This is a genomic window from Spirosoma migulaei (genome assembly GCF_054776855.1).
On record NZ_BAAHBG010000008.1, the window covers coordinates 22,156 to 33,468 of the forward strand.

An 11,313-nucleotide genomic window follows, 5' to 3' on the forward strand; every position below is an offset into this window, starting at 1 on the left:
TTTACCCACGCCATAAGCAGTAACAGATGAAACCAGCTTTTCTACAAACTAACCGTACCGAATCGGCTAAATCATGGCTGTTTCGGACAGGACTGAACTGGTATCCGATGTATTTCGGAACAGGCGGCAAAATTTTGTTCTGGTCGAGCGATTGGCGAGAAGTGCATGTACGGTTGCGTCGAACTATCTGGACATACAACTACGTAGGTACCATTTTTGGCGGCAGTATGTTCTCCGCCACCGACCCGTTTTATATGGTGATGCTCCTGCGTATTCTGGGTAATCGGTACGTTGTCTGGGATAAATCGGCTAGTATCCGGTTTCGCAAACCCGGTCGACAGACACTCTATGCCCGCTTCGAAATTACCGACGAGCAACTGGCAACCATTCGTACAGAGGTAGCTGCTAATGGTCAGACGGAGCATGTCTTTACAATTCAGTGGCTCGATAAGCAATCCGTTGTACACGCGGAACTCGAAAGGCTATGCTACATCGCCGATAAGCAGCATTATGAGCAACGCAAAAACGACAGGCAACAATCACGATTTCAGCGGTAATTATGACTACAGAGCAAACCGAAACGCAACGGATACGGACCTATTCGTGGGAAGATCAGACAATTGGGGCAAAAGTGGGTGCTACCCTGTCGGGAATGGACTACTTACAGGGCATGATGGCCGGTCTGTATCCTGCACCCGCCATTGCCAATACCCTCGATATGGGTATTGAATCGGTAGAAGAAGGCAAAGTCGTTTTCTCGATTGTGCCACAGGAATTTCATTACAATCCGATTGGTGCTGTTCATGGCGGTGTTTTCTGCACTCTGCTCGACTCCGCGTTGGCCTGTGCGATCCACTCGACGCTACCCATCGGAACAGGCTACACTACGCTCGAACTGAAGGTTAACTTCATCCGTCCACTGACGCTTAAAACAGGCAAAGTCCTGGCCATTGGAACACTTGTACACGCCGGACGATCCGTAGCAACCGCCGAAGGAAAAATCGTGGATGAACAAGGAAAACTCTACGCCCACGCCACCACGACCTGCATGCTATTTCCATGGCGATAACCTCCTCCAACTTATGACAGAACACCACTTGCTTGTTCAGCGCACGGCCCGCTATTACACCATAGGACAGTTAACTGATCAGACAAAACACATCTGGTTCTGTCTGCATGGTTTTGGTCAGCTAGCTCAGTATTTCAGCCGTAAATTTACAGATCTGGACGACGGTCAAACCCTGGTTGTTGTGCCCGAAGGCTTATCCCGCTCCTATACCGACGGTAATTATCAGCGCATTGGCGCTTCCTGGATGACCCGCGAAGACCGTGATCATGAAATCAGCGATTACGTCCTTTACCTGAATTCACTTTACAACCTCATGCTGGATGGGCGCAAACCAGGTGAAGCTGACTTACAGGTCACCGTATTAGGATTTTCGCAAGGTGCAGCTACGGCCTGTCGGTGGCTCAATGCCAACCATGTCCATGTCGACCGGCTCATTTTATGGGCAGGTTACCTACCTCACGGTCTCGCCGATCTTATTAACCCAACTACGCTTAGTACGACTGAAACTCATTACGTGTATGGTCGGCAGGACGAATACCTGCTGGAGCTAAAGGATATAAACGGCTACTTGAATCGATTGCAAACCGATATACCCACGCTGAAGATTACTGCTTTTGACGGTGGGCACAAAGTGGAGCCTAGTGTGTTGAAACAATTAGTGGCCAGCCCGGAAACGATTCTTTAATCGTTGCCAGAACGATAGCTTTTTGTAGCCTCCCACAACGACCACTTCACCCAGCGCTGTAGTATCTTCATTGAGGTTGACCAACATTGGGGTAGCCTGGTCGGGGCGTCGTTGTATTTCCTGCGTTTGAAAGCCGATTGAGGCTACAACCAGCGTAATCAAGTCATCTTTCTGTTCCATTGGAACACTCAATTGGAAGTGTCCGGCAGAATCTGTACTAACGCCTGTTGATGTTCCTTTCAGAACAATACTTACACCCGCAAGACCCGTTTCAGATGACTTCTCGACTACCCGCCCAGTAATTACCCGCGATGAGTCCGTTGATGTGGCTCCATCAACAACTAACTGATTAGCAATGTGGCCAAAGCTTTCTGAAGCTTGCGTAGTAGCAGGAACAACAAGCAGGGGTTGTGTTTCGGCCTTTACCGTTTGATAGCCTAATAATCCTGCCGCTAACAAGCTAAAAAAACGCACTGGTGCCTGAGAAGCTGGCGTCGGAACATGTAATTTTCTATTGAGTTGGCTTAGTCGAAAACGCCCACAGGTTGAACCTGTAGATTGATTAACCACCTCTACAATCTGCTGATCTGTCAGCCCGGAGAAATCTACCACCGTTTTCTGGCAATGATCGCAAAACCGCCCCGTATCCACAGACTTCATTTTCTGCCAATGCTGCTGACAAGGTGTATCAATTGTAAGATGAATTCGTTTCATAGGGATTTGGGCAGGTGTCAATTCGGGTAAACCTTAATTGGTGCCGGATGGCCTTGACCTAATAAGATGTCCGGTAAAAGAAACAAAGAAATACAGGCGTTTTTGCTTTTAACAAGTTAATACAAGGAAAATTGATAAACCCTATTTCCGTTCAATTTTTGCGCTGCCCCCTGGCTAGTCTGAGCACTCACCTCGTCAAACTGAATTACATACCGATCACCAGCCTTTGCTTTTTTTGATAAAACGATTGCCAGCGGTTCGTTGCCTGCCCAGTCGATAAAACTCACTCGTTCGGCACCTCGTACTAAACTGATCGTTGCTTTATTGATCTCAACATCTGGATTGAGTTCGGGATGCTCCTGTCTGCTTTTTGTAGAAAGTTGCCCACTTATACATACGTTTTTAGCCGTAATGGGGATTCCTTTCACTATATCAATCGGTTTGTCATCAACCAGTATCGACACAGCATAGGTAAGTTCTTTATCCACCCCTTGAGCCCGTAAAGAAAGCGGTGTCAGATAGATCCATATGAGACAGGAAACGAAGAACAATGAGCGCATTGGACAGAAATATTAAGGATGAAACCTATCTGGATAACGGAGCCGATGCGGCATTATTTTAGGAATTTTGCCATTTTAACTAAAAATATAGTTTTGTTAATTAATTCACTGTCAGAAAAATGCAAAACAAGCAGGTACTGTCGTCTTCAGCAGATACAGTAGAAATATACTCACCTGGCCAGTTTCATCTGGGGTAGTTCTAACCAATCACAACAAACCCGCCCGCTGGAATTAATGAGCTCCAGCGGGCGGGTTTACTTAATCCAGGACTACTTCCTGTAAATTGTTGTAGGAGCGGCCTGCGCACCAGCCAGAATTGTCATGTCGGCAATAGTAACGTGAGCGGGAGCCGTTACAGCAAACACGATTGTATCCGCAATATCTTCGGCAGTGAGGGGCGTAAATCCAGCATACACGTTAGCTGCCCGCTCGGCATCTCCTTTAAAACGAACTACCGAAAACTCAGTTTCCACCGCGCCAGGAGCAATATTCGTCACTTTAATACCATGTTGGGTCAAGTCCAGCCGCATGCCGGTGCTGAGAGCTTCAACGGCGGCTTTACTAGCGCAGTACACCGCGCCGTTGGCGTACGTTTCTTTACCCGCCACCGAGCTTAGATTAACAATATGACCACTTTTTCGCTCAACCATACCGGGCATAACTGCTTTCGAAACATACAGTAATCCCTGCACATTGCCGTCAATCATCTGGTCCCAATCGTCAGTCGATCCATCCTGAATAGGCGACATGCCATGTGCATTACCGGCGCTATTCACCAGAATATCAATCGCCTGCCATTCTTCCGGTAACGTACGGATTGCGTCGTCGACTTCAAGCCAGTTGCGCACGTCGAAATTAAGCGTTGTAACCGTTGTTTGTTGGCTCAGCCGTTCCTGTAGTTCATCTAACCGATCCTGCCGACGTCCACAGAGAATCAACCGGAAATCAAGATCAGCGAAGGCTTCGGCAGTAGCGCGGCCAATACCAGAGGTAGCGCCTGTGATAAGTGCAATACGAGACATAAATAGGATGAATAAAATTGGTTCTGCAAAGATAAACCAGCTACTGAACGTTTGTTATTGGCACGTATCGTTTATCCTATGCCTATGTTTAAACCAAAACTAATTAACCATATACAACTAACTATATCACAAGAACTTACTACCAGACATATCGCCATTTAATAAACTACCACCGATTTTGGTTAGGTTTTTGTATTACACTGGGCAGGCTGTAATTCCAGAAAACACGAGTTATTAAGCCAGTCTATACCTCGGGCAACAGGGGTTTCTTGCCAATTAGGCCCACCAGTCTTATCACTATTCTTTTCATTACGCGTTTTTATGCTACCTGAATTCTCGGTTGTGATTCCCACGTATCAGCAACCGGCCTTACTCCTCAAATGTCTAGACGCACTCGGACGTCAACGACTTCCACGCGATCAGTTCGAGATCATTGTGGTGGATGAAGGTAATTCGCCGGAAACCGAAATGGCAGTCCATCTTTTTGCCAAACAGATTGCCCGGGACGGTGGGCCGCTTGAAGTTCGTTACCTGGGTCAACCCGAACGACAAGGTCCGGCTGCCGCCCGAAATCGGGGTTGGCGGGCGGCCAGGGGTCGAGTTATTGCCTTCACAGATGACGACTGCTTACCTGAATCCGAATGGCTTATGTCGGCTTTAGCTTGTTTCAAACGTGGAGCGCAGGTAATGAGCGGGCAACTACGCGTGCACTTACCCAACCAGCCTACCCCCCTCGACCGAACGGCCACCATCTTAAAAAGAGCTGAGTTTATGTCGGCCAATTGTTTTTGTCGAAAATCGACGCTGGAACGAGTAGGCGGATTTGAAGAAGCCTTTGATACGGCCTGGCGCGAAGACAGCGATCTCCAGTTCAAGTTCATTCAGGCAGGGATTCCCATTGGAAAATGTACCGAAGCGGTAGTTGTCTATCATATCCGCCCCTGCCCCTGGTATGGCCTCCTCCGCGACGAACGGAATAATAGCTACGATGCATTGCTGTACAAACGGCATCCAAGCCTGTTTCGGGAACGTATCCCATCATATCGCCGTCAGGTAATCCAGTATTATGTATCGGTTATCAGTGTCTGCCTCAGCCTGATCGGTTTACTAACGGGGCAGGGGGCTATGGCCATGATTGGTCTGAGCATCTGGGCTATCTTATCGGCGGACTTAATTATACGGCATCTACCTCATGACCCCTTAACCTGGACAACTATTAAACATGCTGTACTAACAGCCCTGGCCACCCCATTTCTGTCAGTTTACTGGCGACTTCATGGGGCCTTCAAATACAAGGTTCTTTACCTGTAAGCAGGGGGCATGGGTCACGGAGCAGGGTTACCGCTCGCCATACTCCCTGCCCCACGCTCCCCGCTCCATGCACCTTACTAAACGCGAAACGCTTATTTTCTGCATTACAAGGCCATTTTAAGGAACCATTAACGATTCGATTGTATTTTTGACAGATAAAGACAGTACTACTCAACTATCTTTATCCGTTCATGGATCATTTGCAGCAGGCATTTAGTGTTCAGTTTACCTATACCGTTTTCTTTACCAAACAGCTTTTTGATAAGGCCAACTCTCTGTTGGTCGATTTTTTCAAGCAGCAGTCCAACGACGAAACCCGGAAGAAGCTTCTCTTCGTCATTGATTCGGGCGTTATTGAAGCCCACCCCAATCTACAATCAGCGATTCATACGTATTTCGGTCAACACGCTGATTTCATTGAACTTATCCCCGACTTACTAATCATTCCCGGTGGCGAAACCGCCAAAAACGAACCCGTATTCGTCGAAAAGATCGTGGATGCTGTGGATAAATATGGCATTGACCGGCACTCGTATGTAATAGCTATCGGTGGCGGGTCAATCCTGGATCTAGTCGGCTATGCGGCTGCTATTTCGCACCGGGGCATCCGCCACGTTCGGATACCAACAACCGTACTGTCGCAGAACGATTCAGGTGTGGGTGTCAAGAACGGCGTCAACTACCGGGGCAAGAAAAATTTCCTGGGTACGTTTGTCCCTCCCGTTGCCGTCTTTAACGACAGTTCGTTTCTGGCCACGCTCGATGACCGGGACTGGCGGTCGGGCATTTCGGAAGCGATTAAAGTAGCGCTGATCAAAGACGCTCGCTTTTTCGACTGGATCGAGGCCAATGCACAGGCACTTGCCGCCCGCGATGCGGTGGCAATGGACTACCTCATTCACCGATGCGCCCAAATGCACCTGCAACACATTTCGGGGGGCGACCCTTTTGAAATGGGTTCATCACGCCCATTAGACTTTGGCCACTGGAGTGCCCATAAACTGGAGCAGCTCACCAATTTTGAGCTTCGTCATGGCGAGGCCGTTGCTATTGGTATTGCCATGGATAGCCTGTACTCGCAGCAACTCGGCTGGCTCACCGCGGTGGATACCAACCGTATTCTGGCCACACTCCGGACGCTGGGATTCTCGCTTTACCAACCCATGCTCGATGCGAATGATAGTGCGGGCGTACTCAAAGGTCTGGCTGAATTTCGTGAACACTTAGGCGGTCAGCTTACCATCATGTTATTGGAAGACATCGGTAAGGGTGTTGAAGTGCATGAGATGAACCCTGATCTCGTTCGACAGGCAATTGCTACGCTTAAGGAACAGGAACAACAGGCCCAACTCGTATGAAGTATCCTGCTCTCGGACACATCGGCTATTGTACCAACATCCACGCGGGCGAAACCTGGACCGATCATTTTGTGGCCTTACAACAGGCCATTCCAGAATTAAAACAACGGCTATCGCCCGATGCGCCTTTTGGTATCGGCCTTCGGTTATCAAACATAGCCAGCGAAGAACTGGAGCTTCCCGAAAATCTGGTAGCCTTCCAACACTGGCTGGCCAATAATGACTGTTATGTATTCACGATGAACGGGTTCCCGTTTGGCGGCTTTCACCATACAGTTGTTAAAGATCAGGTGCATACGCCGGATTGGACAACCGAAGCGCGCGTTGACTACACGAAACGGCTATTTCGGATTTTATCCGTTCTGCTACCAGTCGATGAATTAGGCAATGCCATTCAGGGGGGAGTGTCCACCTCGCCCCTCTCTTACCGGCTTTGGTTCGAATGGGAACAACCTGCCGCCCGTGATTATATTTTTTCGCAGACGACTCAAAATGTGCTCGAAGTAGTAGCTGATCTGATGCGGTTACGGCAGCAAACCGACCGGTTGATGCACCTCGATCTGGAGCCCGAACCCGATGGGATCATTGAAACAACGGACGAGTTCATCACCTGGTTTACAGACTACCTGTTGCCTATGGGTATCGAGCAGATCAGTGAAGAATTTGGGCTAACCGACGAACAGGCCGAGAACGCGATTTGCGAACATGTTCGGTTGTGTTTCGATGTTTGCCATGTTGCAGTGGGCTACGAAAAACCAGCCGAGGTATTGGCAAAGCTGAAAGCTTATAACTTACGGGTTGGGAAGGTACAGATCAGTGCTGCGCTAAAAGCCGAGTTCCCGGACGATCCGGCAGGACGGGAGACTGTACGTCGGGCTTTTGCCCAGTTCAATGAACCAACCTATCTGCATCAGGTAGTAGCGCGTACACGATCGGGCGAGTTACTCCGCTTTGCCGATTTACCCGATGCATTGGACGCATTCAACGACGACCATGTGGAATGGCGCTCCCATTTCCATGTACCGATATTTATAGCCGAATATGGCGTTCTGCACTCAACACAGGACGACATTCTGGCTACGCTTAGCTTGCAGAACACCAGTAAGTTTACGAACCAGATGGAAGTTGAAACCTACACCTGGGATGTTTTACCGGCCGATCTGAAACTAGGCATAGTTGACTCAATTGACCGGGAGATGAAGTGGGTGATTGGGAGAAAATAATGTAAAATGGGTAATGTACAATGGATAATGAACCAGTAATTAACCTTAATACACAACTACATTCGTTCTGCATTATTAATTATTAATTCTACATTATTCATTAACGCATGAAAAAGACTGTAGTACTCGACGTTGTGGGCCTGTCGTATTCGCTGATTGGCGAACACACGCCTTTTCTGAAACAGTGGTTTGCCAATAAACATCAGGCCACAATCGACCCCATGCTCCCGGCGGTAACCACGTCGGTACAGTCTACCTACGTAACCGGTAAGTGGCCGAGCGAAACCGGTATTGTTGGCAATGGCTGGTACGATCGGACCGATTCGGAAGTCAAATTCTGGAAGCAGTCGAACAAGTTGGTAGCGGGTGAAAAAATCTGGGAACGGGCCAAGAAGATTGACCCCAGCTTTACTGTCTCCAAAATGTTCTGGTGGTACAATATGTATTCCACCGCCGATTTTTCGGCCACGCCCCGCCCCCAGTACCCATCAGACGGCATGAAGATCCCGGATTGCTATACGCAGCCCGGCAACCTCCGCGACAGGCTCCAGAAAGAGCTTGGTACGTTCCCGTTGTTCCAGTTCTGGGGCCCTGCTACAACCATTAAAAGTTCGCGCTGGATTGCCGATGCGTCTATGCTGGTCGATAAGTGGCACAATCCAACCCTGACGCTGATTTATTTGCCGCACCTGGATTATTGCTTACAGAAATTTGGTCAGGATTTCTCAAAAATCGCGAATGATCTAAAAGAGATCGATGACGTCTGTCGCGATCTGATTCAATACTATGAGCAGCAAAATGCCGAAGTAATTGTGCTGTCGGAATACGGGATTACGAATGTGAGTAAGCCCATTCACATTAACCGAATTCTGCGCGAAGCCGGTATGATCCGATACCGCGAAGAGCGGGGTCTGGAGTTGTTCGATGCCGGTGCCTCACCTGCCTTTGCCACCCCCGACCACCAGATTGCTCATGTGTACATAAATGACCCGGCGGTCTTCGATAAAGTACGATCGTTACTGGAAAAGACACCGGGTATTGAACTGGTTCTGGACAAAGAACAACAGAAGAAATACAACATCGACCACGAACGCTCCGGCGACCTTGTCGTAGTTGCCGACGCCGAAAGCTGGTTTACGTACTACTATTGGCTCGACGATGCCCGGGCTCCGGATTTTGCCCGACTGGTGGCTATTCACCAAAAGCCCGGTTACGATCCTGTTGAGATGTTTATGGACCAAACCAACCCACTTATCAAACTCAAAGCGGGTTATAAACTAGGTCGCAAATTACTGGGGTTCCGCTATCTGATGAACGTCATTTCGCTGGATGCTACACTTGTGAAAGGATCACACGGGCGAATAAACACGGCCCCTGAGTATCATCCTGTATTTGTCAGCAGCAAAAACGTAGGAAAGTCATTGTCGGCTACCGACGTGTACGACCGAATTTGGGACACATTATCGGTAGAATTATCCGAAAAACAGATGAAGTGAGTTCTTGGTTATTAGGCTGAAAGCCTGTAATTTAACTCTATGAAAGCCTTCCTTGCCCTCATTCTGCTCGCTTCTGCCTGTACGTCGAACCGGCCAGCGGCAATCAACGCCCCTGCCGACGGTGCTGAATACTACCAGCCTTACCAGCCTCTGGCGGTTGTACAACCCCGGCTTTATCCTGATCCACAGGGTGGACTTGGTCACTCGCAGGACCCCGATATTCGGGTCACAGACATTAAGTTGACGGCCAGCTACACGGTATTGTATTTAACGTTCGGCAAAGACCCGAACGGCCGCGACAACAATTACTACGGCACCAGTAGCATTTCGTTCAACCCAAAAGCGGTACTGGCCTCGGCCGATGGAAAGAAAACCTATGCACTAGTCAAAACGGAAGGCATACCCATGACACCCGAGTCACGCGAGATCAAGAATGATGAAAAAGTCCCCTTCGTTCTCTATTTCGAGCGACTGGATAAAGGTGTTGAATCCTTCGATCTATTTGAGTGCAAGAGCGACAATCAAAATTCCTGCTTTAACGTAGCCGGAATGGCTATTCACAATCCCCTTAGTGCAACTGCCACGCAGAACTAGCCATTTTTAAGAAAAAATAGCTAGTTCTGCGTGGCAACATCACGAAAAGGTTAATGTGATGTCAGATGCTTACATCTGACATCACGAAGTACCATCCCAAGCCGACTATAAAAAAAAGAAGCTTTCCTGCCAGCGTTTTCTACGCGTTGATCGTCTATGTCTTTAGAAGTCAGAATGACCTTCTTTCCCAAGAGATCAACGTTCAAACGTCATGAAAACGATTTTCACTTTCTCATGCAGGCTCCTGATCAGCCTACTTATCGGCTGGATAAGTGCGGGGTGCAGCCGTAGTTCAACGGAAGCCAATCCGCAAGGCGACTGCCGGATTCAGCAGTACAACGCTGTATCCAAATCGGCACTTTCCACTACCAGTAGTCAAACTACCTATGAGTACGACCCGCAGGGTAATCTGACCAAAACCGTAGCCACCTTTACGAAGCAATCAACACCCGCAACGAATCAACAAACAAGTACCACAACCGTTTTATACAGTTATGATGCGGATGGGTATTTGACAAAGATGAACTCGCAACTCGTCACGATAACCACCGCTACGGGTAAAATCACCACTGAACAGATAGCCATGGCCAACAGTTATTCATACACCAATGGCAGGCTGACCAGTGCAAGCAAGCGAACGGTGGGCGCGTATGGTCTGAACACGACCGTTAGCGAGTTGTACGAATACGATGGAGCCGGTGCTCTGGCAACGAAAACAGCCCAAACTCATTACGACTATGACCCAGCCGTAACGCACGAGATTCCAGGTAGTCCAACAGGGCCGCTACAAATCTGGACCTATCAGCAGAATGTGTTGATCGATTACGTTGAGAAATCAGGAGCGCTGGAGTCTCGTCCGATTACGATTCAGAATGGGTTAGCAACGTCAATCACGATTCCCGGCAATTATAAAGTCATTTGGGCGTACGACAACCAGCAGCGGCAAACCAAATTAGCTGAGTATGTTGGTGATACACTCACCAGAACAACCACTCAGACCTGGGGTAATGCAAAGCCGGCTAGTGCCTCTCTACCTGCTTTCAAAGGATTTCCGAACACGATTCCAACATCCGAATTTGGGCAATCGGGTGTTCTGGCCACTTCCAACTATTTGTATTGGAATTCGATCAGTAAAAAAATGGAGACGTTTTCAGAGCAAACAACTGTTAGCCAGACTAACGAACAGGGATTTGCAACAAATGTCGTTAGTACCGTTAAACACCCATTGGCAGTCGATCAGGATTATACAACGACTGAAACCTATACCTATTCAGGTTGTCA

General features: G+C 48.5%; 12 protein-coding genes. 9 read left to right on the forward strand and 3 right to left on the reverse strand.

The genetic code is table 11. The features are described from left to right. Positions 1 to 26: 26 nt before the first annotated feature. The 3 genes from ACYVGO_RS09820 to ACYVGO_RS09830 are packed head-to-tail and all read left to right on the forward strand — an operon-like array spanning position 27 to position 1,754. Positions 27 to 557, forward strand: a complete 531-nt coding sequence (locus ACYVGO_RS09820; RefSeq protein WP_142775507.1) for a DUF4442 domain-containing protein — start codon at positions 27 to 29, stop codon at positions 555 to 557. Positions 558 to 559: 2 nt separating this feature from the next. Continuing rightward, a complete protein-coding gene (locus tag ACYVGO_RS09825; protein WP_142775508.1) occupies positions 560 to 1,069 on the forward strand; it encodes a PaaI family thioesterase in 510 nt (169 codons plus the stop codon). A gap of 13 nt (positions 1,070 to 1,082) precedes the next feature. Further along, a complete protein-coding gene (locus tag ACYVGO_RS09830) occupies positions 1,083 to 1,754 on the forward strand; it encodes an alpha/beta hydrolase (protein ID WP_246859290.1) in 672 nt (223 codons plus the stop codon). Here the strand turns inward: ACYVGO_RS09830 and ACYVGO_RS09835 are convergent. The 3 genes from ACYVGO_RS09835 to ACYVGO_RS09845 all read right to left on the reverse strand — a co-directional run bounded on the left by ACYVGO_RS09835 (position 1,725) and on the right by ACYVGO_RS09845 (position 4,050). Continuing rightward, complete coding sequence (locus tag ACYVGO_RS09835; protein ID WP_460969099.1) at positions 1,725 to 2,468, reverse strand: carboxypeptidase-like regulatory domain-containing protein; 744 nt, start codon at positions 2,466 to 2,468, stop codon at positions 1,725 to 1,727. The genes ACYVGO_RS09830 and ACYVGO_RS09835 overlap by 30 nt on opposite strands. A gap of 116 nt (positions 2,469 to 2,584) precedes the next feature. Next, on the reverse strand, positions 2,585 to 3,028 hold the full coding sequence (locus tag ACYVGO_RS09840; protein ID WP_460969100.1) for a hypothetical protein: 444 nt from the start codon (positions 3,026 to 3,028) through the stop codon (positions 2,585 to 2,587). 269 nt (positions 3,029 to 3,297) lie between these two features. Next, entirely contained in the window at positions 3,298 to 4,050 is a 753-nt protein-coding gene (locus ACYVGO_RS09845; RefSeq protein WP_460969101.1) for an SDR family NAD(P)-dependent oxidoreductase, read from the reverse strand. A 321-nt stretch (positions 4,051 to 4,371) separates the two neighbouring features. On the opposite strand from ACYVGO_RS09845, the gene ACYVGO_RS09850 reads away from it, so the two are divergent. The 6 genes from ACYVGO_RS09850 to ACYVGO_RS09875 form a co-directional block, all read left to right on the forward strand. Then, the gene (locus ACYVGO_RS09850; protein ID WP_460969102.1) at positions 4,372 to 5,361 is read left to right on the forward strand and encodes a glycosyltransferase; all 990 of its coding nucleotides are present in this window, start codon (positions 4,372 to 4,374) and stop codon (positions 5,359 to 5,361) included. Between the two features lie 191 nt (positions 5,362 to 5,552). After that, positions 5,553 to 6,719: a 3-dehydroquinate synthase gene (locus tag ACYVGO_RS09855; protein WP_460969103.1), complete on the forward strand. Its 1,167-nt coding sequence runs from the start codon at positions 5,553 to 5,555 to the stop codon at positions 6,717 to 6,719. Beyond that, positions 6,716 to 7,942: a metabolite traffic protein EboE gene (gene eboE, locus ACYVGO_RS09860; protein WP_460969104.1), complete on the forward strand. Its 1,227-nt coding sequence runs from the start codon at positions 6,716 to 6,718 to the stop codon at positions 7,940 to 7,942. Before ACYVGO_RS09855 ends, eboE begins: the two co-directional genes overlap by 4 nt. Before the next feature lie 107 nt (positions 7,943 to 8,049). Beyond that, entirely contained in the window at positions 8,050 to 9,438 is a 1,389-nt protein-coding gene (locus tag ACYVGO_RS09865) for an alkaline phosphatase family protein (protein ID WP_460969105.1), read from the forward strand. Positions 9,439 to 9,477: 39 nt separating this feature from the next. After that, positions 9,478 to 10,032, forward strand: coding sequence for a hypothetical protein (locus ACYVGO_RS09870; RefSeq protein WP_142775516.1), 555 nt, complete (start codon positions 9,478 to 9,480; stop codon positions 10,030 to 10,032). Positions 10,033 to 10,243: 211 nt separating this feature from the next. Then, positions 10,244 to 11,313, forward strand: a 1,070-nt coding sequence (locus ACYVGO_RS09875; RefSeq protein ID WP_460969106.1) for a hypothetical protein, incomplete at its 3' end; no start/stop codon positions are given.